Below are 25,937 nucleotides of genomic sequence, written 5' to 3'. Positions count from 1 at the left end.
ACCACCCCTTTTAACAATATGGTTAAACTGTTAATTTCAACAAGAGTTCATTTTGTTCAACCGTTTCTCTAGAAGTGGCTTTAACATCAATATATTGATCAGTATTTGTAATAACCACCAATGTGGTTGTTTCATACCCCTCTGCTATTATTCGGTCCATTTCAAATTCGATGAGTAGGTCGCCTTGCTTGACGTGATCACCTTGTTTTACATGTGGTGTAAAATATTTTCCTTTCAGCTTCACCGTATCAAGGCCAATATAAATTAATACTTCAGCACCATTTTCAGACTTTATGCCAACAGCATGTCCTGTAGGAAATTGTGTCGTAATCACTCCATCAACAGGTGAATAAATTTTGCCAACTTCCGGTTCAATGGCGATTCCTTTACCTACCGTTTCGGTTGCAAATAATGGGTCGTGAATGGCACTTAATGGAACAACTTTACCGCGTAATGGACTTTTAAGGGTTTCCGGCTTTACACCAAACATATCTTGGGTAAAACCATCATCTACTTTTGAATTCTTGCCTTCAAATCCAAGTAGATATGTCAGTAGGAATCCGATGACAAAAGCTGCGCCAATTCCAATTAAATACTCCCAAATTGGTGTAAACGCAGGAATGGAAAGTACACTTGGAAGGACAAAATCATTCATTACAACTCCGACACTTCCATTGATAGCCCCGCCTATTGCGGCAGCAATGATAACATATATCATTGTTTTCCGATAACGAAGGATAATTCCGTAATTAATTGCTTCGGTTGTTCCAGCCAATGCGCCAGGAACGATTCCACTTGCTGCTAGAGCCTTCAAATCTTTATCATGTGTTTTCAGAAAAACCGCAATGCCTATTCCAACTTGAGCAAACGGAGCTGCCGCAGCCATGGCAATAATAGGGTCAGGACCAGTTGCGAGATTTACAATCGCTAATGGAATAATGGTCCAATGCAATCCCATAATCGTTAGGAAAGTCCATGAAGCACCTAAAACTGCACCTGCTAAAAGTCCGCTTTTGTCGCTTAGAAAGTTAATGACGGAACCTAATCCTTCTCCCAAGAGTGTCCCGATAGGACCAAACACCAGCATGGTTAATGGAACGAGAATGATTAATGAAATCATAGGGTTGATAAACATTTGGATATCTTTATAAATGACTTTCTTTAAAAGTCTATCTAGACCTGCATAAACAAACATGGCAATAAAGATTGGAAAAACAGTAGAAGAATAATCTGCTAATAAAACTGGAAGGCCAAAGAAGTCAATGCTCTTCACCTCGTTTTCTACAAGGTGCATTATTTCAGGAGTCAGTATAGATGCCCCAATAACACCACCTACATATCCGTTAGCACCCAGTTTAAGCGCAATGGATATTCCGAGAAACAATGGAAGGAAGTGAAAAATGGCATCTCCGGCTGCTGATAAAATGATATAGGCTCCGCTTTCATTTGACAGCCAGCCGATTGTGTCTAAAACCGATATCATTGCTTTTAAAAGTCCAGCACCGGCGAGAACGCCGATAATAGGGGCGAAACTTCCTGAGATAACCCCTAATACTTTAGCCAGTTTCGTTTCTTTTGATTGATTTGGTGAATGTATTTGATCAGGATGAACTTGTTTTTGATTACTCATAGTTGTGTACCTCACTCCCATATCCTATATCTTTTGCTTTAGTTTCCAATATTACTATCTCTGAAGGACATTAAAAATTTTTAACGCTTTCATTTGTCAAGATCATGAATTGAAAGCGTTAATGTAATATTAGTATAATAAACTCAAATGTTTAGTAGTAGGATTTATTTGATATTATCCGGACAAGATTGAGTTATTATTTGTAGCATTATTGGAGGAAGTCACACTGGAACAATCAAAGATCGTCTCAACGGCAATGAAAATACAACATATAACCAAGTTAAATACATATGTATTAAAAAAAAATCGGGAGCTTGTTTATCATCATGAAATGATTTCTATCCCTGCATTCATGCCAGGTTCAGGGGATAGAGATATTTTATTTTTGTATGACAATATGGAGCAGCAAGGACAGCTATATTCCTATATCAATGAATGGGACTTACACTATTTCGGGTATTCCTTCAGCGAAAGGGAGGATGGCTATACCATTATTATTGGCCCTTATTTAGATAAAACACCGAATCTATACCTCTTATCAAAGGAATACCATCTCTCAGGTACACAAAGTGAAGAGTTAAGGCTGATAGCAGATAAAATCTATGTACTAACTGTCGAGCAGGCAAGCAGTTATGGAAGTGTCCTTCAGCAGTTTACAAACATGATGGAGCAGGAAATGGCCCCATTAGTTATTTTGTCTGATAAAAGCAGCAGTTCTATTCGCAATCATGAGGACCAACTTAACGCTGATGAAGAAGCAGAAATAGTTAAATTGAGATATAAGACGGAAAAGAACTTTATGCATGCGGTTGAATGTGGAGATAAAAAAACGGCCCTGGCACTCATTAATTCCAAAAATATGCTGTTTTCTTTCTCGGAACGCTTTCCAAATCAGCCATTACGCAGACTAAAAAATGTCGCCATCATATTGAATACCCTGCTGCGTACGTCAGCAAGAAATAGTCATGTACCTGCTATCATGATTCATCAAATCTCAGAAAAATTTGCCTATGAAATTGAAAATGCAATTCAGGTCGAAACACTGCACCAATTAGAAGACCGCATGATCGAGGAATATTGTGATTTAGTTATTTCAAATTCATTAAGTAAATACACAACTATGACCCAGCGGGTGATTGAATATATTCGCAGTTTTTATAATAAACCAATCAATAAAGAGGAATTGGCTGCAAAACTGTCTACCCATCCCAGTCATCTCTCCCGAAAATTTAAAGAAGAAACAAAGATGACCTTAACTGCTTACCAGCAGATGTTACGAATAAACCAAGCAAAACACTTGTTAAAAACAGAGAATCTATCGGTTGAGGAAATTGCCTGGACCATAGGCTACGAAGATCCTTCCTACTTTACAAGAGTCTTTAAAAAGGAAACAGGAAGGACTCCCACTCAATATCGAGATGAGGCTGGAGAATACCAAAAGTAAATTCGATATCTAAGGAAAAGGAGAAGGGAAATAGCCGGCTGCAAGGTTTTCTTTAAATATAGATCATAATTTTTTAAGATGAAATCGCACTTTTAAAAAGCCTCCTAAAGTTCTCCCTATCTTCTGCTGTAAATGGTTTTGGCCCCTTTGTGCGCTTTCCGCTTTTTCGCGCCATCGCACTCAAATAACGTGTTTGTAATAATTGGTCAATGTTTTCATTTGTAAAGGTATACCCAGTATGGTGAAGAACCGTGCACCCTTTTGCTAAACCCAGCGAAGCCAGACCATAATCTTGCGTAATGATTATATCTCCCATTTTTGCTAACTTCATAATCCGATAATCGGCAGCATCTGCTCCAGAATCAACATAAATCGTTTCCACGCCTGATGGTTGTTCCGCGTTCGAAAAATGAGAAAAGCTAGTAACAAGAATAACAGGAATTTCAGCTTTCGTACCTTCAGAGATAATAATATCTTTTACCGGACAAGCATCTGCATCAACATAAATTTTCATTTTTATCTCTCCTGTAAATATACTCGGAACTGCCAATTAGAAAGTTACATGATTGAGGAATAGTGCGATTTATTCATTTCCACCTCATTTAGAAAATATACAACATTTAGAGGGGATAAAGAATAAGAAAAGTATATCACGCTAAACGACTAGTGTTTGCGTGGTTTTTTTTACATTAATAAATAATATCTTTAATTCGAGATATTTTACTTGACGATTCTTAAATGAAAGATATATTATGGTTACATAAAGTAACTCATGTAACAAAAATAACCTAAACATGAAAGTTATAAGAAGAAAATTATAAATTAAAAAATCATCAAGGAGTGAACTTTATGATTGAAGTAACTGTAAAGCTAAATTACGAAGGAAAAAATTATCAAACGAATGTCATTGTTAGGAAAGACACTCCAGATAATCAAATCTTGCAGATAGCAAGGGAACAAGTTAGGAAACAATGGACAAATTATCATTGAGGAATCCAGCTGTACTTGAAAGGGGATAATGCCTTGATGGAAAAAAAAGAAGTTGGAGAAAAAGCTATAGAGTACGTAAAAGACGGAATGACAGTGGGACTTGGTACAGGGTCTACCGTATATTATTTCATTTCTAAGCTTGGTGAATTAGTCCAGCAAGGACTGTCAATTAAAGGGGTCCCTACTTCTAAGCAGACAGAAAAATTAGCAATAGAGCACGGTATCCCACTTGTTTCGTTCCGAGAGATTGAGCAAATTGATGTAGCTGTCGATGGAGCAGATGAAGTTGACCTAGATTTAAACCTCATTAAAGGCGGTGGCGGTGCCCTTTTAAGAGAGAAAATTATTGCAAAGGCGGCTAAAACTTTTATTGTCGTTGCAGACTCTCACAAAAATGTAGATACTTTAGGAACTTTTCCACTGCCTATCGAAGTGGTGCCATTTGGATATAGAATGACCATGAAATACATTCGAGAGCTTGGCGGTAACCCAACGCTACGCCAAAGGCGAGGAACCCCTTTTCTTACTGACAACGGTAACTATATTATCGACAGCAGCTTTCAAGAAATTAACCAGCCAGAAGTATTAGAGAAAAATCTGAACCTCCTACCTGGTGTGGTGGATAATGGATTATTTGTAGGAATGGCGGATGCGGTTATTACCATTGTTGATAACAAACTTGTAACCAAAGCCCGAAGATAGATAGAAGAGAAAATAGTTACGAACATGGGGGAGGAAGAATAATGGAATCAATGACTTTTGTCTTATTTGGAGCAACAGGGGATTTAGCAAAGAGAAAAATTTTCCCTGCTCTATACAATTTGTACGTTGACCAAAAATTACCGCAGTCCATTTCAATAATCGGACTTGGAAGAGGGGAATATTCACACACCGATTTTCAAGAAAAAGTGAAAGACTCAATTTTGGACTTTTCACGACGCCTAGAACATGATGCTGCTACTATGGGGGGATTTTTAGATTACTTTCGCTACAGTAGATTGGATGTAAACCGTGAAGAAGATTATCAATCGTTACTTCAGTTAGTAAAGCAGCGAGAAAAGGAACTTCATTTAGAAGAAAATCGCATGTTTTATCTTTCGGTTGCACCAGAATTTTTTGACACCATTGCCCTAAATATTAAAAATAATGGCCTTGGTGAGACAGATGGGTGGAGACGATTAATTATTGAAAAGCCATTTGGTCATGATCTCCAATCTGCACGGGAACTGAATGAAAAACTAAGCCGTGCCTTTGAGGAAGAGGAGATTTATCGGATTGACCACTACTTAGGAAAACCGATGGTTCAGAACCTGGAAGCCTTGTCTTTTGCAAACCCGATTCTACGGTCCTTGTGGAATAAAGAACATATTGCAAATGTTCAAATTACTGCGAGTGAAATAGTTGGGGTTGAGAAGAGAGCGGGTTATTATGATCATGCAGGAGCAATCCGTGATATGGTTCAAAACCATATGCTGCAAATTCTAATGATGACAGCCATGGATATGCCTAAAAAAATTAACGCAGCAGGAATTAGAGATGAAAAGCGGAAGATCATGGAGGCTCTTCGTCCCTTAAAAGAAAAAGATGTTCAATACGAAATTGTCCGCGGCCAATACATCTCAGGAGAGGTAAATGGTCAAAAAGTTCCTAGCTATTTAGAAGAACCAGGGATAAATCCGTATTCCAAAACAGATACATTTGTTGCTGCCCGTTTGTGGATTGATCATCCATCATGGACTGGGGTCCCCTTTTACATCCGTACAGGGAAAAGAATGAAGGAAAAATCAACGCGGATTGTCATTGAATTTAAAAATAAGGAAAACCATCAATATAAAAATAATCAAATCAATCCTAACTTATTAATTATTGAAATTAATCCTAATGAAAATATTTCATTGCAATTAAACAGCAAAGATCCATTGAATAATGGACAGGTTACACCAATTAGGATTAATTTTTCTAATGATCAAGTAGGATTGGGCGTGCCCGAAGCGTACGAAAGACTGATATATGATGCTTTTAATGGAGATTCTACCTTCTTTGCTCATTGGAAGGAAGTTGAATTGTCATGGGAATGGGTACAGCCAATTTTAAATGCATTTGCAGAAAATCTAGTACCGCTCAATAAATATCAGTCGGGTTCTTACGGTCCCGAAGCTGCTAATTCCTTATTAAGGGAAAATGGTTTTAAATGGTGGCTAGATGAAAACATTAAAGAAAGCGAAGAAAAGGTACTAAACATCTAAGAATAGCGGGGAGGAATAACTAGAACTTTATCAAGTGTCTTAAATTTTTCTTAGTAGAAAAAGATAAAACAAATTAATAACGCAATTGGAGGAGAGCATAATGAAGGTAGGACTTATTGGTTTAGGAAAAATGGGATTAAACTTAGGACAAAATTTATTGGATCACCATCACGAGGTAGTAGCATTTGATGTGAATCCAAGTGCAGTTGAAAATATGAAGCAATATGGAGCAACTGGTGTATCAAGTTATAAAGAACTCATCCAGTCTTTGGATCATCCAAGAATTGTATGGATTATGGTCCCACATGCAGTGGTTGATTCCGTTATCGGTGAAATTTTACCCTTTTTGGAAAAAGGCGATATTGTGGTTGAAGCTGGTAATTCTCACTATAAGGAATCGATTCAACGCTACAATGAATTAAAGGAAATAGGCGTGAGATTTATGGATGCAGGTACTTCAGGCGGTATGGAAGGGGCTCGAAATGGAGCTTGTTATATGATTGGCGGTGATCCAGAAGCATGGGAAGTAGTCCAACCTCTTTTCAAAGATACAGCCGTTGAAAATGGCTTCTTATATGCCGGTAAAGCAGGAAGCGGGCATTTCTTAAAGATGGTTCATAATGGAATCGAATATGCCATGATGGCTGCTATTGGAGAAGGCTTTGAAGTACTGGAAAAAAGTGAATTTGATTTTGATTATGAAAAGGTCGCAAGAGTTTGGAATAATGGATCCGTTATTCGTTCATGGCTGATGGAATTAACAGAAAATGCATTCTCGAAATATCCAAATTTGGAAGAAATTAAAGGGATTATGCATTCCTCTGGTGAAGGAAAATGGACTGTAGAGGCAGCATTAGACCTCAAAACAGCCACACCAGTAATTGCTATGTCATTATTAATGCGTTATCGCTCGCTGGAAGATGATACCTTTACAGGAAAAGTTGTAGCTGCACTAAGGAATGAATTTGGCGGCCATCCTGTCGAAAAAAACTAAAATTAATAAAAATTGGAGGAATACATGATGAAATTTTTTATCGATACTGCAAACCTAGAGGAAATTAAAAAAGCTTATAAAATTGGTGTGTTATCAGGTGTAACAACCAACCCTTCTTTAGTAGCGAAAGAAGGCGTGAAATTCGAAGATCGTATTGCTGAAATTCTTAATGCCGTTCCAGAGGTAGAGTCTGTTTCTGCCGAAGTTACGCCGAATGCTTTGACCGCTGAACAAATGATTGCGGAAGCAAACGAACTAATTAAAATTAACGGCGGTGATAAAAATATTACCATCAAACTTCCAATGACTCTTGATGGACTAGAGGCTTGCCGCTATCTAACGAAAAAAGGTGTTAAGACTAACGTTACTTTGATTTTTAGTGTGAACCAGGCATTATTGGCAGCGCGTGCAGGGGCAACGTATGTTTCGCCATTCTTAGGACGTTTAGATGATATTAATGAAGATGGTGTAGAACTTGTCGCGAAAATTGCTGAGATGTTCCGTGTTCAAAATCTTGATTCTCAAATCATTGCAGCATCTGTTCGTCATCCTGACCATGTTACCCGTGTCGCATTGGCTGGAGCTCATATTGCAACGATTCCATTTAAAGTCATTGAGCAATTATCAAAACATCCGTTAACTGACCAAGGAATTGAGAAATTCGCTGCTGACTGGAAAACTGTTTGATGTACTGAAAGACAAAGATATATCAGTCAATGTGATTTCAAAATCAGGTACAACTACAGAGCCTGCCATTGCGTTCCGTATTTTCCGTGATTATATGGAGAAAAAGTATGGAAAAGAACAAGCTAGAAAACGTATTTATGCCACAACAGATCGTGCTAAAGGAGCTTTAAAAACACTTGCTGATGAGGAAGGATATGAAACCTTTGTCATACCTGATGATGTTGGCGGCCGATACTCTGTGTTAACCGCAGTAGGATTATTACCGATTGCAACCGCGGGGTTAGATATTGATAAAATGATGGCAGGGGCTGCGGCGGCTGCGGATAAGTATAGTAATTCGAACTTGGCAGAAAATCAAAGTTATCAGTATGCTGCAGTTAGGAATGCTCTATACCGAAAAGGAAAATCGATTGAGCTTCTAGTAAATTTTGAACCATCCCTTCATTATGTATCAGAATGGTGGAAACAGTTATTTGGTGAAAGTGAAGGAAAGGACCAAAAAGGTCTCTATCCTGCTTCTGTCGATTTCACCACGGATCTTCATTCAATGGGACAATATGTCCAAGAAGGACGCCGTGACCTTATTGAGACCGTTGTATCTATAAAAGAGCCTAAACTAGACATTACCCTTGGGGAAGAGGATTCTGATCTGGATGGATTGAATTATTTAGGCGGGAAGACCATGGACTATGTTAATAAGAATGCGGCACAAGGTACAGTTTTAGCCCATGTGGATGGTGGAGTTCCAAACCTAAGTGTCGAATTGGATCAATTAAATGAGTATACCTTCGGCGAAATGGTTTATTTCTTTGAAAAAGCATGTGGAATCAGCGGCTTGCTAATGGGAGTAAATCCTTTTGATCAGCCAGGTGTAGAGGCATACAAGAAGAACATGTTTGCACTCCTGGGCAAACCAGGATATGAAGCGGAAAGAGAAGAATTACAAAAACGTATTCCTAAATAAACTTTTGTTAGCACCCTTTTCTCAGATAAGGGTGTTTTATTATATTCAAGTATGAAACAATTCGAAAAAAAGGGAGAGAAGCCATTTAAAGATAGGCTTCTCTCCCTTTTGATTGCTATAACTAAGCTATATGCTCCATTCTAATCGTGAATTTTATATCTTCATCACTGACATTTAATAATCTTTCTAGCACAGCTAGTTTAGCCTTTACTTCCTTGACTTCAAATACATTAACGACATTTTCTTTCTTTAGGTTACCTATCATTTCTGAAACCACTTGTTTAAAAGTTTGTGAATCAACCAATAAATAATGAATTAATTCAATTGCTGCTTCTTTTTCTTGTTTATTTTTGATGGCAAAAATACTTTGGACATCAGGCTCTAATACGAAAAGAGATTGTAAATCTTCAGAAATTCTTATACTAACGTAATTTTTCTTCGTTCCATAATATTCATTATCCCTAATCCGAATTAGATCCAAACCTATCATAAATTCAATAAAAGGAGTGTTCTTATCAAGAGAACGAAACCCATTAATGTTAATATTTGATTTTTCTTCAATAAAAATCTCTTTTTCAAATCTTGTTTGAATTACTTTTGATTCTAACATATTCATTTGCCATACCTCGCTTCTAAAATAATTTTATATAAAAAGTAACATGTATACTTTTAGTAACCTAAATACATTATAGTAAACATGAGTAAAAAAATCAATTAAAGGTACGTAGGATTTTGTCGGAATGCTCATAAATAATTTTAAAACACAAGACTAATACTATTTCTAACAAGTACGGTAAATAAAAAGATGCTGGAATTAAAGGCGTTTAGCTAATAGTTGGAGGAATACCTATATGGAAAGTAATTGTGATTTTTCACCATTGAAGCAAGATTTAGAGGATGGTATTAAATATATTATTGATTCACTCCAATCCAATTTAAGTGTGCTTGGAAACGAAAACTACTGTGTATTGGGAAGTCTTGAGGATGTAAAAGACCATCTAATAAAGATTGAATCCACGGCAGCTTCCTTTTATTTAAATTGTTATTTATCATCCTTTACTGATACATATGAAGTTTTATCCAAATCTGTTCAGTACTTATCAGCACACAATCATGGTGCACTCATTGTAGTGGAACGTAGTGATTCTATTGACACCATAATTCAAAAAGGAACTGATATTGGAGCTCTTGTAACACCTAAATTATTGGAAACCATTTTTTATCCAGGGAACCCATTACATGACGGAGCTGTTTTAATAAGGGGGAATAAAGTTGTCTCAGCAGGAAATGTTCTCCCGCTGACAACAATCGTAACAGAGGAAAAAAAAATAGGAACACGTCACAGGGCTGCACTTGGTATATCTGAAAAAAGCGATGCACTTGCTCTTGTTGTTTCTGAAGAAACGGGTAAAATTTCTTTTGCGTTAGATGGGAAACTATATCCTATAAACACTAGAAACCCTATCTTGTTTAATGCATGAGAATGATTTTTAAAAAAAGGAGATAAATTTATGGTAAAAAAGCTTAAAGTGTTATTAATCTCAGTTTGTATCATTTTGATGACCCCAAGTTTGGCAAATGCACAAGTTATTCATGAAGTGAAATATGGAGATAGCTTAGGTAAAATTTCAAAACAATATAAAATTAACAAAGACGAACTTGCAAAGCTAAATGGTTTAGCAAAAAATACAGGACTAGTTCTTGGGCAGGCAATGTTAATACCCGGTTCTACATATATAGTTCAACCAGGAGAAAGCGTTTGGGAGATTGCAAAACGACATGCAATTAATGAACAAACATTAATGAACCAAAATGGGTTGAAAAGTCGAGTCATTGTTCCTGGACAAAAATTGACTATCCCCCATCCACCTAAGGTGGATGTTTGGACTGGAACCTACTTTGTTCCAAAAGATAAGAACGCGAATACTTGGATGATTAATAATTATTCAAGTACCCTCTCTAGTATTTTTGTGTTTGAGTATAAACCTGATGTACAAGGCAATCTGATTGAAGTGCAGGAGAATGAAGCACATAAAATCGCATGGAAAAAGAATCTGACTCCATATGCTACTTTATCAAATTTAAGTGAAAAGGGATTCGATCCTGAGCTAATTCATACATTAATTAGTACTGATTGGCTAAGACAAAAATTCATTAACAATATCTATTCCCTTTTGGACAGCCACGACTATAAAGGTGTTGTTATCGACTTTGAACAAGTTAGACCTAAAGATCGAAACCTCCTTAACCAATTTATTAAAGAATTAGCCCAAAAACTGCACCCAGCAGGAATGGAGGTCATGATGGCTGTTCCACCTAAAAAAGGAGATCAGGAGCCATCCTATTCTGCAGGGTATGATTATCAAACGCTTGGAAAGTATCTGGATAGGTTATTTTTAATGACTTATGATTGGCATTGGCCAGGAGGCCCATCAGGTCCAATAGCCCCCATTAAAGAAGTAAAAGCAACACTTGACTATGCTGTATCCGTTGTAGATAGAAAAAAGTTAATGCTTGGAATACCGCAGTATGCTTATGATTGGACGATAAAGGAAGAGAAACAGTCTGGAAAGGCTTATTCAACCCAGCATGCCATTGATTTATATACAGGCTATCAAAGTGCTGTGCATTATGACGAGAAGGCTGCTGCACCGTGGTTTCGCTATGTAGACAATAAGGGCATATTACACGAGGTGTGGTTTGAAGACCCGCGAAGCCTGCTTGTTAAGTTCCGATTAGTCCGCCAATATGGACTAGGAGGTATGGGATGCTGGCATCTGGGTTTAACGATGCCTCAAACTGAAGAAATGCTGTTAGAGGAATTCAATGTGCAGTAAAACTGATCCCCTTTATGAAAAATCTCATAAAGGGGTTTTTATTATTTTTCTACTATTTTCTGTTGACATATGGAGAAGATGATATATAATAAAAATATCTTTAATATGAGATATTACAATTCGAGATTCTTGATTTGAGATAAACGGGAAATTTATTTGATATCAGTCGAACGGACTAAAAAAACAAGGGAGTGTTAATAATGGTAACTTTATATATGTCACCTAGTTGTGCTTCATGCCGAAAAGCAAAAGCTGGTTTGATGAACATCATATTCCTTACAAAGAAAGAAATATCCTTTCTGAAAAGCTTAAATTAGATGAGATTAAGAATATCCTTCACTTCACAGAAGAGGGCACCGATGAAATTATCTCAACTAAGTCAAAAGCTTATAAGAAGTTAAATATAAATATCGATTCATTATCACTTCGGGAATTGTATACGATTATTGAAGAAAATCCCGGGTTATTAAGAAGACCCTTAATTCTGGATGAAAAAAGATTACAAGTCGGGTTTAATGAAGAAGAAATAAGGAGTTTTTTGCCACGTAATATGCGTATATTCCAACTTGATGAAATCTATAGCTTTTTGGAAGAAGTTCAATAATGTCTATGTGTCTCCCAGATTATTAAAAGAAAAGTTGTTATTGACTTACTTATAAATTTGTATTACTATTATCTTGAATTCAAGATTTATTAATTCAGGGTATTTAAGCAGGAGGTGTAAATATGGAAAGGAAATGTTCAAACCAGCCATTTTTGCTGTTAATGCAAACCTCAAAAGCGATTCAGGAACGAATAAGAGATGAAATGTCCAAAAATAAACTTAATATTACCGAGTTTTCTGTTTTAGAGGTACTTTACTACCAAGGAAAACAAACCATTCAGCAGATTGGAAATAGAATCCTGATCTCAAGCGGCTCAATGACCTATGTGATTGATAAACTTGAACAAAAAGGAATTATAAAAAGAAATGACTGTAGAGAAGACAGGCGGGTTATTCATATAACCTTAACGACTGAAGGAATGGAAATGATGGAAAATATTATGCCGAAGTATCAAGAAATAGTTGACTCTTTTTTTGGAGATTTAAAAGATGATGAGCGCGAGTTGATGGTCAGTTACTTAAATAAAGTTAATAACAGAGTGTAATAATAAATTTTTTTAAATTAATATCTCGAAATCGAGATAAAAAACAGGAGGAAAATAAAATGGTGAGTATTGGATTATTAATTATAAGGGTAGTGATTGGTGTGTCATTCATGGCTCACGGCGCACAGAAATTATTCGGCTGGTTTGGCGGCTACGGCTTAAAGGGTACAGGTGGCTGGATGGAGTCCCTCGGTTTGAAACCTGGTGTGATGATGGCCCTCATGGCGGGATTGGCAGAATTAATTGGGGGGTTATTGTTTACATTAGGACTTCTTACTCCTCTTGCAGGAATCATGATTGCAGCTACAATGGTAATGGCGATTGTAAAGGTTCATGCTCCTAATGGATATTGGGCAACACAAAATGGGTACGAATATAACTTGACACTGATTGCAGTGGTAATTGGTTTAGCATTAATTGGACCTGGACAATATGCATTGGATGCTTTTTTATTCTAAAATATCTCGAATTGGAGAATCCTAATTTAAAAATTTTATCAATAATTTAATTAAAAATTAGACATCATAATTTAAAAAGGAGTGTGTTCAAAATGAGTAAGAAAACAATGGGTATTCATCATATTACTGCTATTGTAGGTCATCCACAGGAGAATGTTGATTTTTATGCAGGTGTTTTAGGATTACGTCTAGTGAAACAAACGGTAAACTTTGATGACCCTGGGACGTATCACCTTTATTTCGGAGATGAAGAAGGAAAACCTGGAACCATCATCACATTCTTCCCTTGGGCAGGAGCTCGTCAAGGTACTATCGGTGACGGTCAAGTAGGAGTTACCTCATATGTAGTTCCTAAAGGTGCCATGGGATTTTGGGAAAATAGATTAGAAAAGTTCAAAGTACCTTTTACAAAAATGGAACGATTCGGCGAGCAATATTTGGAATTCGATGATCCACATGGTCTTCACCTGGAAATTGTTGAAAGGGAAGAAGGCGAAGTTAATAATTGGAACTTTAGCGGGGTAACACCAGAGGTTGCGATTAAAGGGTTTGGAGGAGCCACTCTATTATCAACACAGCCTAATAAAACGGCAGATTTATTAGAAAATGTTATGGGCCTTGAACTTGTAGGTAAAGAAGGAGATTTCGCTCGTTATCGTTCTTCAGCTGATATTGGAAATGTCATTGACCTAAAATTAACTCCGATTGGACGTGGACAAATGGGTGTTGGAACAGTGCACCACATCGCATGGCGGGCTAGTGATGATCAGGATCAATTGGAATGGCAAAAGTATGTTGCAGGGAATGGTTATGGTGTTACTCCAGTGCAGGATCGAAATTATTTTAATGCGATATATTTTAGAGAACACGGGGAAATTTTATTTGAAATTGCAACAGATCCTCCAGGCTTTGCCCATGATGAATCACAAGAAACGATGGGAGAGAAATTAATGCTTCCTGCACAGTATGAACCACACAGAGATCAAATTGAACGCCAATTGCTTCCATTTAAGGTAAGAGAATTAGACTGATTTTACGAAAGGGAATGATTTCTTTGCTTTCAATCGATCCAGCCTCATTGTCTGAAAGAGAAAATTATAAATTTCTTATAGGAAGCATTATCCCAAGACCAATTGCTTTCGTAACAACGGTTTCAAAAGATGGAATTATTAACGGGGCACCATTTAGTTATTTTAATATTGTGTCATCCAATCCGCCGATGATTTCATTATCTATTCAACGTTCAGCTGGGAGACACAAGGATACTGCGAGAAATATCATTGAGTCTAAGCAATTTGTGGTCCACATTGTTGACGAAAACAACGTTGAAAAAATAAATGAGACGGCTGCAAGGCTTCCTTCTGATCAAAGTGAGGTTGAGTTAGCTAACTTAACTCCAGTTGATAGTGTAAAGATTTCTGTACCAGGTGTAAAAGAAGCCAAAATTCGAATGGAATGCCTTTTAGAGCATTCCATTGAATTAGGCGGTTTGGATTCGCCAGGGTGTGATCATTTTATTGGGAGAATTGTTCAATTTCATATCGAAAGTGACATTTATGAAAAAGGAAGAATTGATCCTAGGGGTTTAGCAGCGGTGAGCCGATTGGCTGGGCATAATTACGCAAAAATCGGTGAGATTTTTGAAATAGAACGACCTAAATAATCTCTATGTGACCAATTTAACGAATTCCCTTTACTTCTTGGTCACATAAAAGTTCATATAAATATCCCATTAATGAAATGGAGAGGAAACGATGCAGAAAACAGCAGGCCTCCATCATATCACGGCGATGGTCAATGATGCCCAGAGGAATATCGACTTTTATGCTGGTGTGCTTGGATTAAGGCTTATTAAAAAAACAATCAACTTCGATCGTCCTGAAGTGTATCATCTTTATTTTGGAAATGAAACAGGAGACCCGGGAACGGTCATTACCTTCTTCCCTTGGGCAAAACAACTAAAAGGCCGAATTGGAACTGGACAGGTAGGTGTAACAAGTTACATTATTCCAAAGGGTTCCATTTCATTTTGGGAGAATCGCTTGAAAAAGTTTAATGTTGAATACCTTTCATCCGTTCGTTTTGGAGAAAAATATATCAAATTTAATGACCCAGACGGATTGCAGATTGAACTAGTCGAGAGAGATGAAGGACCCATCAATCATTGGAGTATTGGCGGGGTTCATGCAGAAAATGCGATTAAAGGGTTTAGCGGTGCGATTCTTTACTCTGCTCAGCCACATAAAACAACAGAAGTATTAGAAAATGTGATGGGATTAGAATGTATCGGTCAAGAAGGTGATTATCTAAGATTTAAGGCAGAAGGACATCTCGGAAACACCATTGATATTCAGCTTAACCCATCCGTCCGCGGTTTAATGGGTGCAGGTACTGTTCATCATATAGCATGGAGAGCAAAAGATGAAGAGGATTTACTCAGATGGAGATCACTTCTCCAAGACAAAGGCTACTACCCAACAGAAATTCGGGATCGAAACTATTTTAAAGCAGTGTATTTTCATGAAGAAGGGGGCATCCTCTTCGAAATAGCTACCGACCCACCAGGCTTTTCAGTGGATGAACCAGTCGCTGAACTTGGGGTAAAACTTATGCTGCCATCTTGGCTAGAGTCAAAAAGAGAAGAATTAGAAGAGACCTTACCGCCTGTAGAGGTTCGAGTTCTGGAGGGAGATTAATAATGAAACATATATTCAATAAGGGACAAAATCCGGCAAAACCAACGTTGTTACTGCTTCATGGTACTGGAGGCAATGAATTAGACCTGATGCCACTTGCAGGATTGATTGATGATGAGGCAAATGTATTAAGCGTTCGTGGGAATGTATTAGAAAATGGCATGCCTCGGTTTTTCCGCAGATTAGCAGAAGGTGTCTTTGATGAGGAAGATCTTATTTTTCGAACAAAAGAATTAAACGAGTTTCTAGATGAAGCCTCTGAAAAGTATGATTTTGACCGCGATAATATTCTTGCTATAGGTTACTCAAATGGAGCAAATATTGCTGCTAGTTTATTATTTCACTATCAACATGCATTAAAGGGTGCGGTTCTTCATCATCCAATGGTGCCGCGAAAAGGAATTGACCTTCCTGATTTAACAGGGAAATCAGTATTTATTGCAGCGGGGACAAATGATCCCATTTGTTCCCCTATGGAATCTTCAGAGCTTCAGTCTTTATTAGAAAAGGCAAAGGCGAAGGTAGAACTCCATTGGGAAAATAGAGGCCATCAATTAACCAGTCAAGAAGTTGAAGCAGCTGCAACTTGGTATCGACAGCATTTTATTATTAAATAATATAACTTAAAGGGGAATTACGAAAATGTTAAAAACTGAAATTGGAGCATTTATTTTACGAATTACATTAGGAGCAATATTTTTTATTCACGGAGTTGTTAAGTTTCAAGGCGGAATAGAAAACACGGCAGGCTGGTTTGAAAGTCTTGGCTTACCAGGGGTTACGGCATATGGAGTTGCTTTACTCGAAATTATTGGGGGAATCCTATTAATTGTTGGATTGGCAACTAGACTGGTAGCAGCATTGTTTGCATTATTAATGATCGGAGCAACAGTAAAAGTAAAACTAGCAATTGGTTTATTAGGAAATGGTCAAATGGCCGGTTATGAATTAGATCTAGCGTTCTTAGCTATTGCGGTATATCTTGTCATTAATGGAAGCAAGCTATTCTCATTAAGTAAACTACTATTTCAAAGGGATTCAACGAACGCAAAAGCAATGTAATATAAATAGAAATTTAAAAATAAGTAAATAATGGGTGGTGTAACAACATGGGTTTTTTATCCAGATTATTTGGAAATTCACCAAAAGAGGAGAATGAAAACATGACAAATGTAAAACTAGCAGTTATTTATTACAGCATGGGTGGAACAAACTATCAATTATCAAAATGGGCAGAAGAAGGTGCAAAGGAAGCTGGTGCTGAAGTAAAAGTATTAAAAGTACCTGAACTTGCTCCGCAAGCAGCTATCGAAGGGAACCCAGTTTGGAAAGCACATGTAGATGCAACAAAAGATGTACCAGAGGTTAAATTGGATGACCTAGAATGGGCAGATGCGATTATTTTCAGTGTGCCTACTCGCTTCGGTAACATGCCAGCTCAAATGAAACAATTCTTAGATACAACTGGTGGTCTTTGGTTTAATGGAAAACTTGCTAATAAGGTTGTAAGTGCAATGACTTCAGCTCAAAACTCCCACGGTGGTCAAGAGGCAACCATTTTATCACTTTACACAACCATGTATCATTGGGGTGCAATTGTCGCTGCTCCTGGTTATACGGATCCTGTCACATTTGGAGCTGGCGGTAACCCATATGGGACAAGTGTCACAGTGGGTCAGGACGGTAAAATGATTGAAGATGTTCAAGCTGCTGTAAAACATCAAGCAAAACGTACTGTTACCGTTGCAGAATGGGTAAAAAAAGCGAACCAATAAAATCTTAATTAAGTTAAAAAGCTAATCGGTGCCTTTCGATTAGCTTTTTAATTACATATAAAGTACTTTAAAACTCTTAGGAATAATAAATACAACCCAATGAAATAATAAGTAGGAAATTATGTTTAAAAATTAGGTTTTTAGGTAACATTTTATAAATCTTATAGTGCTTTCATTTAACAATAAAGGAGAAGAACGATGACTAAACAGGAACCCTTATTGAGCAAAAGAATTACCCAATGCCACAAATCCTGAACAATTGTTTGCATGTGGTTACTCTGCTTGTTTTGATGGGGCGTTACAGAACATTGCAAGGCGAGAGCGTGTCAAATTTGATTCTGAAGTAACTGCAAATGTAAGTTTCTTAAAAGATGAAGTCGATCAAGGATTCAAAATTGCTGTAACGTTACAAGTAAAAGGACAGGGGATTGAAAAAGAAAAATTACAAGAGCTTGTACAAAATGCCCATGAATTCTGTCTATACTCAAAAGCAACAAAAGGGAATATTGATGTTACTTTAGAGGTTGTAGAATAAAATATGTTACTTTGATAATTCAAGTTTGCGGGATGTGTGAAGAAAGGGAATCTATAAATCCATATGAACGGTCTACAAAGATAAATCTATAAACGCTGTTATAGAATAGGGACTATTTTAATAGTAGGTGACCCATAGTGTCTTTCAAATTTGTAAAGTATATCAAGAGTGATAATAAGGCAAAAAATGAATCCCAATCCTTAAAAACGATCTTTCAACAAGCTAGTAAATCGAGCGACTTCCATCAATTTAGTCCATTTAAAGAAAGAGACACTATTATAATTAGCTATTACAAATCATTGGTTGACACTAAAATAATTAATTATCTTCTCATTCCTAATATTCAAGAACATTTTGAAAAAATAAAGGAACCAAGTGATATAAAAAATTTAATTCCCTTTGACGAAGTTTTAGTCACAAGTGATCCGATTGAGGTGGAAAAAAAACTTACAAAGGGATACGTTATTATCCATTTTAAGGGTTCAGAAACTCAAGAGATTCTAACTATTAATATCCAAGACGATAACCTTGGTTACCGGACAAACAATGAAACAGAGAATGAATTTAGTGTAATAGGACCAAAGGTTGGCTTTGTTGAAAGTATAGCTGTAAACATTCACCTATTAAGAAAACGAATGGCCGATACTAAGTTAGTTTTTGAAGAGATAAAAATCGGTTCATTATCTAAATCAGAAATAGTTATAGCATATTTGGACGGAATTACAAATCCGCAATATATTGAAACCGTTAGACAACGACTAAATGATATAAATTTTGATGTGGTTTTCGATAGTTCCCAACTTGAACAAATTATTTCAGATAATTCCAACACACCCTTTCCGATATTCTTATCAACCGAGAGGATAGACAGGGTGGTATACGCGATGATATCTGGCCAAGTTGCGATCCTTTCAAATGGTTCACCCTATATTGTTACAGGACCATCTACCCTTTTAGATTTTTTCGTTTCTCCAGAAGATTATTATCTTTCATGGATTTTAGGCTCTTTTTTTCGAATTATCCGCATTTTTTCTGTTTTATTTTCAATGTTTTCAACTGCTATTTATGTAGCAATATTAACTTTTCATTATGAAGTTATACCTAACGATTTATTAGAACCTCTTATTAGCTCTAGAGCGCACGTTCCGTTTCCACCTGTAATAGAGGCAATTTTTTTGGAAATAACTATTGAATTGTTACGTGAAGCGGGTGCAAGACTGCCTACCAAAATTGGACAGACACTCGGAATAGTTGGAGGAATTGTTATTGGGCAAGCATCTGTACAAGCAGCATTAACAAGTAATATTTTACTTATTATTGTTTCTTTATCTGCTCTAGCTTCTTTTACGACTCCTATATATAAAATGTCAAATGCAATTCGCTTATTGCGGTTCCCATTTATTTTAGCTGCGGCAACTTTGGGAGGGTTTGGAATTATAATAGTATTTGCTCTTCTCCTAAGTCATTTATTAAAACTAAAATCTTTAGGTAATCCGTATATGGTCCCGCTTTTTCCTTTCAGAGTTAAAGATTTTAAAGACAGTTTTATACGATCATCATATCAACTTACAACGAATCGAAGTAAATTCTTAAGACCTCTTTTACCTAGTAGGTATACTCCAAGCCAAGATAAGGATGATAAGAACGATGATTGGTCGTAAGTCAAAGCTTATTTTGTGTTTTTGTGCTTTTTTATATCTAATATTGATTTTGTCAGCATGCTCTTATCCGTATCAAAAAATAATTGATGATATACAAATTCAATCGGTAATAGGGTTTGATAGAGGAAAAAAAGGGTATATTGGAACAATGCTTTTTTCAGATTTCACTAAACAAGAAAAGAATGGGGAAGGAGTAATTTTACAAGGAGAGGATTTGAAAGCAAGCATAATTATACAAGAAGCAGGTACTCAATCACCAAAACCAATCGAAATTGGAAAACTGAATCTCTTATTATTTGGAAGAGAATTAGCTGAAGATGGAATTTCGTATTTTGTGAAAACTATTTGCCGAGACCCATTAATTGGAAGTAATATGTTCTTGGCTGTTTCAGAGGGGAGAGCAGAGGAATTATTAAAGAGTGCTCAAGGTAAAAGTAGTACCTACATTTATAATTTGATAGAACATAATTACAGAAACCAAAATGTTCCTCTCCCAAATTTGCAAAGTTTTTTATTCGATTACTACGGCGAAGGCTGGGACGTATCAATCCCATATTTAAAAGTAAATTCAAAAGATAAAATTGAGATTAGTGGATTGGCGGTTTTTAAAAACGACAAACTGCAGCTCATTCTAAATCAGAAGGAAACTTTCCTATATAAAATGTTAAGAGGAAGAATAATGAAAGGAGGAACTGTATTTAAATTACATAAAGGAAATCAAGAAGGATTGGCAGCACTAAACATACTTTATGGGCAAAACAAAAAATCTGTAACATTTAGACAATCGAAAATAAAGATAAAAATGAAAATGGATATACAAGGATTGGTAAAGGATTATCCGGTCTGGTTGGACCTTAGAGAAAATAAGTATAAGCTTTTTTTAAAAAATCAATTAGAAATGCAAATGAAAGAGGATTTTGAAAATCTTTTGATAAAATTCAAAGAGTATCAAGTAGACCCGTTAGGTATAGGTGATTTAGTAAGAGCTCATTCTAAAAACTGGGATGAGAACGAGTTTTATGAAACTGCATATCGGAATGTTACCTATGAAATAGATCTCAATATTGATTTAACTCGGTCAGGTATTGGTGAGTAGTGAGGTTAAGGTGAGTGAGTATGAGTAAACAAGTTAAGGAAAGTTTAACTGTCTCTCCCTTTTTTTTATTCTTTCTTATCCATGGAACTCAAACAGGGGTAGGTTTATTGGGATTCCAAAGCAAAATTATTAAGGGTGCAGAACAGGATGCCTGGATTTCAGTAGGATTAGTAGGAATTTTTTTTCATCTTGTTTTATTACTCATATTTTCTTTGTTAAAGAACTCAAATAACGGAGATATCATGTCCTTACATCAACAATTATTTGGTAAGTTGTTTGGAAACACACTAAATGTGTTTTTTTATGGTTATACCATTTTACTTGTATCTATTGTTGTGAGGTCCTATTTAGAAGTCTTGATTACATGGGTATTTCCGAATATTCCTTTATGGATTTTATCCTTAGTAATGGTAATAGTGATTACAAATATAGTAATTGGAGGCTTTAGAGTAATAACGGGAATATGTTTTTGGGGAGTAATTATTCCCTCTTTATTACTTTTGACTATGTATTTTCCTTTTAAATATGCTTACTGGTCAAATTTATTACCAATGTTTAATCACGGTTTAGGTGATTATGTTATTTCTGCTAAAGAAAGTATTCTTATGTATTTGGGACCAGAATTATTGCTTATTTATTTCCCCTTTATTAAAAATAATAATAAATCGCAAAAATGGGTACATATTGCCTTAGGGTACTCGACACTTCTATATTTACTTACTACAATCTTAACTTTTGCTTATTTTAGCCAAGGGCAGCTTAAACATACAATATGGCCAACCCTTATTATGACTAAAATTATTCGTTTTTCATTTATTGAAAGGTTTGAGTATGTCTATATATTTACATGGCTTTTAGTTATACTGCCTACCTGTTGTATTGCATTATGGGGAGGAGTACGAATCTTAAAAGAATCATTGAATTTTAAACCGAAAATATCATTGTCAATGTCGATTGTTATAATTCATGTCATGGTAGTTCTTATAAAAAGTAGTGCAGGTATTGATAAAATGGAGGATTTTTTAATAAATTTTAGTTCAATTATTTTATTCCTATATATCCCTTTTTTATTTTTTTTGGTAAATATCATTCGATTTGCAAAGAATAGGAATAAATAACTTTATCGGGGTATTTTTTTATGAAAATTTATTAAAAAAAGGATGATAATTAATAGAGAAAAAGTTGTTGAATTTACTTACAGCTTTGTGTGTAGTTGCCTTGCCATTCTTATTTAAAGGTTCAAAAATGAGAGAAAATCTCGTTATTTTTTTCTCAAAAGGAGTAATTGCAACTCTGATTGATGCTTATGTGGTTGGTTCCAAAAGACTTGAATATCCTGTTCGTCCTTTTCCGAAAATTTTCAAAACTAACATTATTTATGACATATTGTTTTTTCCACTTCTAAGTGTCTTCTGGGTTAAACTCTCTTATAACGATCAACTTGGCAAAATAATTCTGAAAAGTTTACTATTTAGTGTTCCCATGAGTATCGGTCAATGGTTCTTTGAAAAGAATTCCAAATTATTCAAATGGAAAAAATGGACACCCTTTCATACTTTTGCAAGTGTAAATTTTACTTTATTTACAATAAGAGGTTTAGTTGGCTTATTAAAAAAATTGGATAAGGTAAAGAGTGCATAAGATTATAGAGAGCTAATTCTCTCTTCTATTTCGCAAAAACTAAAAGCTTAACTATTGGCATAGAGTGTTTCAACTTTATTTGATGAAAACGGCAAAATTAAAGATGACGGAACGGTCCAATTCTTACAAACATTCGTCAATGCGTTTGTTGATTTGATTAAAAAATATCAAGCATAAGGAAATTTTAGAAAAAAGAGTTGGAGCATATAGCGGAGGAACTCCTGTTATAAATTCCAACTTTTTGTTTTGGATGAAAGAAATAATGCTCCACATTTATGGCTAAGAAATTCAGATAAGGAGTGACGGAATTGATTCAAGTTTATCCTGCAGATACAAGATACACAGTAAAAAATGAATGGTTAGAGAGTAATTTAAGTTTTTCTTTTGGTGAGTATTATGACACTTCCAATATCCGATTTGGTCCACTGCATGTCTTTAACGACGACACTGTCCAAGGTGGTCGCGGCTTTGGAATTCATCCGCATCGGGAAGCGGAAATTGTTTCAATTGTTCTAAAGGGGAAGCTTAAACATGAAGACAATTTGGGGAACTCTGGAATTATCAGCTATGGAAATATTCAGCGAATAAGTGCTGGAACGGGAGTGCTTCATTCTGAATTTAATGCTTCCAATGATGAAGAAGTCCGATTTTTACAACTATGGTTTTCACCAAATGAAAAAAAGTTAACACCATCCTATGAAGATATCTCTTATGATGTTGAACAATTAGAAAATAACTTATTACCTGTACTCTCGGAAGCGGGCAGGAAGATTTATGTCTTTACTATAGAGGGGGAAATTTTAATTAATGGAGATACTGTTTTAAAGTCCCAGGATGCTGCCCGGATCACTGACATTCATGAAATTACAATTCAAGGAAATCTAGATAGTTTCTTTTTATTAATTGATTTACCCGGGGGTAGATTTTAGTGTTAATGATTCGTCACTCTATAGGAAGTCGATTGCTGTGTCAAACTACGAATTACCGTATTGAAAAGCAAGACGATCGTTGGCAAATCTCCTTATCAATTGATGAAGAAACTGCTTCGAAGGTTTCAGAATTTCAGGAGGAGTTAAATATATTTGAAGTAAAGGAAAAAGAAAAAACTTGGTATTACTCCTCTGATGCAAAGATAAATTTCTGACCTGAGGAAAAACAATTGGTTATCCTTGCTGATCATAAAACTGTCTATCCGACTCAATAATTACCTCGAATACTTAGAATATATATAATTAGTCTGATGGGATTATAATTCCACAGACTTTTTTATTAGCTTTTTATCGAAAATAGGAAATATCTACTATGAGTGTTTTATTGACAAGAATACTAGATTTATATATTATTAATTCAAGATATATGATTTAAAAATAATAAAATCAAGGATAAAAAGGAGAATTATATATGAATGTATTAGTAGTTAAGGCAAATAATCGTCCAGCTTCAGAAGCTGTATCAAGTAAAATGTATGAAACTTTTATGGAGAACTTAGAAGGTGTAAATGTCACAACTTTTGATGTTTTTGCTGAAGATATGCCATATTTTGGCCAAGATTTATTTAACGCTTTCGGTAAAGTTGAATCAGGGGAAGAAATGACTGATCTAGAAAAACGTCTTCTAGCCGCAAAACAAAAAGCAATGGATGCTCTTACAGCAGCTGATTTAGTGGTATTCGCATTCCCATTATGGAACTTAACTATCCCAGCACCATTACAAACTTTCATTGATTATGTATACCAAGCTGGTTTCACTTTCAAATACGATGAAAATGGTCAAGCTGTCCAATTAATGACACATAAAAAAGCGATTATCCTAAGTGCACGTGGCGGCGTTTACTCAACACCAGAAGCAGCGCCAATGGAAATGTCTGCAACTTATATTAAAAACGTAGTTGGCGGCGTATTCGGCATGGAAGTTATTGACGAAGTTATTATTGAAGGTCATGCTGCAATGCCAGCTCAAGCTGAAACGATTATTGCTGAAGGATTAGAAAAGGTAAAAGAAGTGGCAAAGAAATTATCACCAGTAACAGTATAATAATGAAGTAAACAAAGAGAAAGGCGCTTGGATATCCCAGCGCCTTTCTTTTTATCTTTTATTTGAAGTGTCGATTAATATTTTGGCATGTTTTGATAAGGGCAGTAACTAGCTTTTCCTCATTCCCATAAAAACGTGTAGAAGGGAGCGGAATGGAGACTGCACTCCGATTTCCCAACCGATCTACTACAACAGCCCCGACTGCACATATTCCTTCAATGTGCTCTTCTCTTGAAAAAGCAACTCCTTCTCTTCGGACAGTTTCTAACTCCTTTAACAGTTCATCACGATTCGTAATGGTTTTATCCGTGTACCGTTTTAGCTCTTTCGGCAGCAGGCTTTCCACCTCAGTGATAGGCAGGGAAGCCAGAATGGATTTTCCGTTTGCAGTGCAATGCGAAGGAAAAGAGGCACCAGGCTGCGATGTTGCTTGTAATGGGTGAGCCGCAATAATTTGATCTACAAACAGAACCTTACCGTTATCTAATACAGATAGGTCGACCGTTTCATTGATCATATTAGAAAGCTGGATTAAAAATGGTCTTAATTCTTCTCTTAAATCACTATGTACAGCCCCAGCAAGCCTCGCAATCTCAGGGCCAAGGCGAAATCCGCTGTTAACAGAAGCTGCTGTAACTAGGTTTTCTTGCTCTAATGCTGCTACAATTCTTTGGACGGTTGACCTAGCTAGGTCAACTTCTTTTGCAATCTGTGTAAGGCTTAATCCTTTTGGATACTCTCTAAGCGTTCGCAGTATTTTTGCTGCACGGGTAATAACTTGAATACTAGATGTTTTATTTTGATTTTGGTCATTGAGGTTCAAGATATTTAAACTCCTTCCTTTAAACCGATCTCTTATATAAATTTTTAATATTACTATTTCAAATTTGCATAATTTATTTAGATTAGATAATAAATACCCGATTCAATTTCAGCAAATACGGAAAAGCAAAATACATATATTATAATAACAAAATTATCAAGAAAGAATAATTGACAGGTTCTTTTATAATAAATTATACTGTAATTAACCACAATGCGGTACATGTATACCGCATTGTGGTTAATTATTACGATTATAACTTTGTTCAATACGAATG

At 36.0% G+C, this 25,937-nt stretch carries 27 protein-coding genes and 3 pseudogenes; 26 read left to right on the top strand and 4 right to left on the bottom strand.

Going from position 1 to position 25,937, the window contains the following annotated elements; genetic code table 11:
- Positions 1 to 22: 22 nt before the first annotated feature.
- Entirely contained in the window at positions 23 to 1,630 is a 1,608-nt protein-coding gene (locus tag ACIQAA_RS07235; RefSeq protein ID WP_402616950.1) for a glucose PTS transporter subunit IIA, read from the bottom strand.
- 256 nt (positions 1,631 to 1,886) lie between these two features.
- On the opposite strand from ACIQAA_RS07235, the gene ACIQAA_RS07230 reads away from it, so the two are divergent.
- Positions 1,887 to 3,074 (top strand): helix-turn-helix domain-containing protein, encoded by a 1,188-nt coding sequence (locus ACIQAA_RS07230; RefSeq protein WP_402616948.1) that lies wholly within the window; start codon positions 1,887 to 1,889, stop codon positions 3,072 to 3,074.
- Between the two features lie 73 nt (positions 3,075 to 3,147).
- On the opposite strand, the gene ACIQAA_RS07225 is transcribed toward ACIQAA_RS07230, so the two are convergent.
- Positions 3,148 to 3,588 carry a YaiI/YqxD family protein gene (locus tag ACIQAA_RS07225; protein ID WP_402616946.1) on the bottom strand — a complete coding sequence of 147 codons (441 nt, stop codon included), beginning with the start codon at positions 3,586 to 3,588 and terminating at the stop codon, positions 3,148 to 3,150.
- A 335-nt stretch (positions 3,589 to 3,923) separates the two neighbouring features.
- On the opposite strand from ACIQAA_RS07225, the gene ACIQAA_RS07220 reads away from it, so the two are divergent.
- From ACIQAA_RS07220 to ACIQAA_RS07195, 6 genes and pseudogenes are all read left to right on the top strand, one after another.
- Positions 3,924 to 4,064 (top strand): BA3454 family stress response protein, encoded by a 141-nt coding sequence (locus tag ACIQAA_RS07220; RefSeq protein ID WP_402616943.1) that lies wholly within the window; start codon positions 3,924 to 3,926, stop codon positions 4,062 to 4,064.
- A 33-nt stretch (positions 4,065 to 4,097) separates the two neighbouring features.
- The gene (gene rpiA / locus ACIQAA_RS07215) at positions 4,098 to 4,766 is read left to right on the top strand and encodes a ribose-5-phosphate isomerase RpiA (protein ID WP_402616941.1); all 669 of its coding nucleotides are present in this window, start codon (positions 4,098 to 4,100) and stop codon (positions 4,764 to 4,766) included.
- A 41-nt stretch (positions 4,767 to 4,807) separates the two neighbouring features.
- Positions 4,808 to 6,310, top strand: a complete 1,503-nt coding sequence (gene zwf / locus ACIQAA_RS07210) for a glucose-6-phosphate dehydrogenase (protein ID WP_402616939.1) — start codon at positions 4,808 to 4,810, stop codon at positions 6,308 to 6,310.
- A gap of 100 nt (positions 6,311 to 6,410) precedes the next feature.
- Positions 6,411 to 7,304, top strand: a complete 894-nt coding sequence (gnd, locus tag ACIQAA_RS07205; RefSeq protein WP_402616937.1) for a phosphogluconate dehydrogenase (NAD(+)-dependent, decarboxylating) — start codon at positions 6,411 to 6,413, stop codon at positions 7,302 to 7,304.
- Between the two features lie 27 nt (positions 7,305 to 7,331).
- On the top strand, positions 7,332 to 7,991 hold the full coding sequence (gene fsa / locus ACIQAA_RS07200; RefSeq protein ID WP_402617113.1) for a fructose-6-phosphate aldolase: 660 nt from the start codon (positions 7,332 to 7,334) through the stop codon (positions 7,989 to 7,991).
- Positions 7,984 to 8,955, top strand: a pseudogene (locus ACIQAA_RS07195) (glucose-6-phosphate isomerase); the annotation flags it as partial. The gene fsa and the pseudogene ACIQAA_RS07195, both read left to right, overlap by 8 nt.
- A gap of 121 nt (positions 8,956 to 9,076) precedes the next feature.
- Here ACIQAA_RS07195 and ACIQAA_RS07190 read toward each other — a convergent pair.
- Positions 9,077 to 9,571 carry a hypothetical protein gene (locus ACIQAA_RS07190; protein ID WP_402616934.1) on the bottom strand — a complete coding sequence of 165 codons (495 nt, stop codon included), beginning with the start codon at positions 9,569 to 9,571 and terminating at the stop codon, positions 9,077 to 9,079.
- A gap of 235 nt (positions 9,572 to 9,806) precedes the next feature.
- Here ACIQAA_RS07190 and cdaS point away from each other — a divergent pair, with 235 nt between their 5' ends.
- The 19 genes and pseudogenes from cdaS (at position 9,807) to ACIQAA_RS07095 (ending at position 24,837) form a co-directional block, all read left to right on the top strand.
- The gene (gene cdaS, locus ACIQAA_RS07185; RefSeq protein WP_402616931.1) at positions 9,807 to 10,436 is read left to right on the top strand and encodes a sporulation-specific diadenylate cyclase CdaS; all 630 of its coding nucleotides are present in this window, start codon (positions 9,807 to 9,809) and stop codon (positions 10,434 to 10,436) included.
- Positions 10,437 to 10,466: 30 nt separating this feature from the next.
- Entirely contained in the window at positions 10,467 to 11,792 is a 1,326-nt protein-coding gene (locus ACIQAA_RS07180; RefSeq protein WP_402616928.1) for a glycoside hydrolase family 18 protein, read from the top strand.
- A gap of 200 nt (positions 11,793 to 11,992) precedes the next feature.
- A pseudogene (spxA, locus tag ACIQAA_RS07175) lies at positions 11,993 to 12,396 on the top strand (transcriptional regulator SpxA).
- A 122-nt stretch (positions 12,397 to 12,518) separates the two neighbouring features.
- Complete coding sequence (locus ACIQAA_RS07170; RefSeq protein WP_402616925.1) at positions 12,519 to 12,941, top strand: MarR family winged helix-turn-helix transcriptional regulator; 423 nt, start codon at positions 12,519 to 12,521, stop codon at positions 12,939 to 12,941.
- 59 nt (positions 12,942 to 13,000) lie between these two features.
- Complete coding sequence (locus ACIQAA_RS07165) at positions 13,001 to 13,399, top strand: DoxX family protein (RefSeq protein WP_402616922.1); 399 nt, start codon at positions 13,001 to 13,003, stop codon at positions 13,397 to 13,399.
- A gap of 92 nt (positions 13,400 to 13,491) precedes the next feature.
- The gene (locus ACIQAA_RS07160) at positions 13,492 to 14,430 is read left to right on the top strand and encodes a ring-cleaving dioxygenase (RefSeq protein WP_402616919.1); all 939 of its coding nucleotides are present in this window, start codon (positions 13,492 to 13,494) and stop codon (positions 14,428 to 14,430) included.
- Positions 14,431 to 14,453: 23 nt separating this feature from the next.
- On the top strand, positions 14,454 to 15,062 hold the full coding sequence (locus tag ACIQAA_RS07155; protein ID WP_402616916.1) for a flavin reductase family protein: 609 nt from the start codon (positions 14,454 to 14,456) through the stop codon (positions 15,060 to 15,062).
- Positions 15,063 to 15,153: 91 nt separating this feature from the next.
- Positions 15,154 to 16,095 (top strand): ring-cleaving dioxygenase, encoded by a 942-nt coding sequence (locus ACIQAA_RS07150; protein ID WP_402616913.1) that lies wholly within the window; start codon positions 15,154 to 15,156, stop codon positions 16,093 to 16,095.
- A gap of 2 nt (positions 16,096 to 16,097) precedes the next feature.
- Positions 16,098 to 16,712, top strand: a complete 615-nt coding sequence (locus ACIQAA_RS07145) for an alpha/beta hydrolase (RefSeq protein ID WP_402616910.1) — start codon at positions 16,098 to 16,100, stop codon at positions 16,710 to 16,712.
- A 25-nt stretch (positions 16,713 to 16,737) separates the two neighbouring features.
- Positions 16,738 to 17,157 (top strand): DoxX family protein, encoded by a 420-nt coding sequence (locus ACIQAA_RS07140; protein WP_402616907.1) that lies wholly within the window; start codon positions 16,738 to 16,740, stop codon positions 17,155 to 17,157.
- A 101-nt stretch (positions 17,158 to 17,258) separates the two neighbouring features.
- Entirely contained in the window at positions 17,259 to 17,870 is a 612-nt protein-coding gene (gene wrbA / locus ACIQAA_RS07135; protein ID WP_402616904.1) for an NAD(P)H:quinone oxidoreductase, read from the top strand.
- 223 nt (positions 17,871 to 18,093) lie between these two features.
- Positions 18,094 to 18,405, top strand: a pseudogene (locus ACIQAA_RS07130) (Ohr family peroxiredoxin); the annotation flags it as partial.
- 137 nt (positions 18,406 to 18,542) lie between these two features.
- Entirely contained in the window at positions 18,543 to 20,066 is a 1,524-nt protein-coding gene (locus tag ACIQAA_RS07125) for a spore germination protein (RefSeq protein WP_402616901.1), read from the top strand.
- Positions 20,053 to 21,162 (top strand): Ger(x)C family spore germination protein, encoded by a 1,110-nt coding sequence (locus tag ACIQAA_RS07120; protein WP_402616898.1) that lies wholly within the window; start codon positions 20,053 to 20,055, stop codon positions 21,160 to 21,162. Before ACIQAA_RS07125 ends, ACIQAA_RS07120 begins: the two co-directional genes overlap by 14 nt.
- A 20-nt stretch (positions 21,163 to 21,182) precedes the next feature.
- Complete coding sequence (locus tag ACIQAA_RS07115) at positions 21,183 to 22,280, top strand: GerAB/ArcD/ProY family transporter (protein WP_402616895.1); 1,098 nt, start codon at positions 21,183 to 21,185, stop codon at positions 22,278 to 22,280.
- A 67-nt stretch (positions 22,281 to 22,347) separates the two neighbouring features.
- Positions 22,348 to 22,803 carry a CBO0543 family protein gene (locus ACIQAA_RS07110; protein WP_402616892.1) on the top strand — a complete coding sequence of 152 codons (456 nt, stop codon included), beginning with the start codon at positions 22,348 to 22,350 and terminating at the stop codon, positions 22,801 to 22,803.
- Positions 22,804 to 23,111: 308 nt separating this feature from the next.
- The gene (locus ACIQAA_RS07105; RefSeq protein WP_402616889.1) at positions 23,112 to 23,732 is read left to right on the top strand and encodes a pirin family protein; all 621 of its coding nucleotides are present in this window, start codon (positions 23,112 to 23,114) and stop codon (positions 23,730 to 23,732) included.
- On the top strand, positions 23,732 to 23,947 hold the full coding sequence (locus tag ACIQAA_RS07100; RefSeq protein WP_402616886.1) for a hypothetical protein: 216 nt from the start codon (positions 23,732 to 23,734) through the stop codon (positions 23,945 to 23,947). Before ACIQAA_RS07105 ends, ACIQAA_RS07100 begins: the two co-directional genes overlap by 1 nt.
- A 257-nt stretch (positions 23,948 to 24,204) precedes the next feature.
- Positions 24,205 to 24,837: an FMN-dependent NADH-azoreductase gene (locus ACIQAA_RS07095; RefSeq protein WP_402616884.1), complete on the top strand. Its 633-nt coding sequence runs from the start codon at positions 24,205 to 24,207 to the stop codon at positions 24,835 to 24,837.
- 58 nt (positions 24,838 to 24,895) lie between these two features.
- On the opposite strand, the gene ACIQAA_RS07090 is transcribed toward ACIQAA_RS07095, so the two are convergent.
- Positions 24,896 to 25,660 carry an IclR family transcriptional regulator gene (locus ACIQAA_RS07090; RefSeq protein WP_402616881.1) on the bottom strand — a complete coding sequence of 255 codons (765 nt, stop codon included), beginning with the start codon at positions 25,658 to 25,660 and terminating at the stop codon, positions 24,896 to 24,898.
- Positions 25,661 to 25,937: the final 277 nt, after the last annotated feature.

It is taken from the genome of Neobacillus sp. NPDC093182, from assembly GCF_044754045.1.
This window is presented reverse-complemented; position numbering and strand designations above follow the sequence as displayed.

Excerpts from the sequence above, each read along its gene's own strand:
- cdaS (WP_402616931.1), top strand. The coding sequence starts at position 9,807 with ATGGAAAGTAATTGTGATTTTTCACCATTGAAGCAAGATTTAGAGGAT.
- ACIQAA_RS07170 (WP_402616925.1), top strand. The coding sequence starts at position 12,519 with ATGGAAAGGAAATGTTCAAACCAGCCATTTTTGCTGTTAATGCAAACC.
- ACIQAA_RS07160 (WP_402616919.1), top strand. The coding sequence starts at position 13,492 with ATGAGTAAGAAAACAATGGGTATTCATCATATTACTGCTATTGTAGGT.
- zwf (WP_402616939.1), top strand. The coding sequence starts at position 4,808 with ATGGAATCAATGACTTTTGTCTTATTTGGAGCAACAGGGGATTTAGCA.
- fsa (WP_402617113.1), top strand. The coding sequence starts at position 7,332 with ATGAAATTTTTTATCGATACTGCAAACCTAGAGGAAATTAAAAAAGCT.
- gnd (WP_402616937.1), top strand. The coding sequence starts at position 6,411 with ATGAAGGTAGGACTTATTGGTTTAGGAAAAATGGGATTAAACTTAGGA.
- ACIQAA_RS07180 (WP_402616928.1), top strand. The coding sequence starts at position 10,467 with ATGGTAAAAAAGCTTAAAGTGTTATTAATCTCAGTTTGTATCATTTTG.
- ACIQAA_RS07225 (WP_402616946.1), bottom strand. The coding sequence starts at position 3,588 with ATGAAAATTTATGTTGATGCAGATGCTTGTCCGGTAAAAGATATTATT.
- ACIQAA_RS07165 (WP_402616922.1), top strand. The coding sequence starts at position 13,001 with ATGGTGAGTATTGGATTATTAATTATAAGGGTAGTGATTGGTGTGTCA.
- ACIQAA_RS07235 (WP_402616950.1), bottom strand. The coding sequence starts at position 1,630 with ATGAGTAATCAAAAACAAGTTCATCCTGATCAAATACATTCACCAAAT.
- ACIQAA_RS07190 (WP_402616934.1), bottom strand. The coding sequence starts at position 9,571 with ATGAATATGTTAGAATCAAAAGTAATTCAAACAAGATTTGAAAAAGAG.
- ACIQAA_RS07145 (WP_402616910.1), top strand. The coding sequence starts at position 16,098 with ATGAAACATATATTCAATAAGGGACAAAATCCGGCAAAACCAACGTTG.
- ACIQAA_RS07140 (WP_402616907.1), top strand. The coding sequence starts at position 16,738 with ATGTTAAAAACTGAAATTGGAGCATTTATTTTACGAATTACATTAGGA.
- wrbA (WP_402616904.1), top strand. The coding sequence starts at position 17,259 with ATGACAAATGTAAAACTAGCAGTTATTTATTACAGCATGGGTGGAACA.
- ACIQAA_RS07230 (WP_402616948.1), top strand. The coding sequence starts at position 1,887 with ATGAAAATACAACATATAACCAAGTTAAATACATATGTATTAAAAAAA.
- ACIQAA_RS07220 (WP_402616943.1), top strand. The coding sequence starts at position 3,924 with ATGATTGAAGTAACTGTAAAGCTAAATTACGAAGGAAAAAATTATCAA.
- ACIQAA_RS07120 (WP_402616898.1), top strand. The coding sequence starts at position 20,053 with ATGATTGGTCGTAAGTCAAAGCTTATTTTGTGTTTTTGTGCTTTTTTA.
- ACIQAA_RS07115 (WP_402616895.1), top strand. The coding sequence starts at position 21,183 with ATGAGTAAACAAGTTAAGGAAAGTTTAACTGTCTCTCCCTTTTTTTTA.
- ACIQAA_RS07095 (WP_402616884.1), top strand. The coding sequence starts at position 24,205 with ATGAATGTATTAGTAGTTAAGGCAAATAATCGTCCAGCTTCAGAAGCT.
- ACIQAA_RS07150 (WP_402616913.1), top strand. The coding sequence starts at position 15,154 with ATGCAGAAAACAGCAGGCCTCCATCATATCACGGCGATGGTCAATGAT.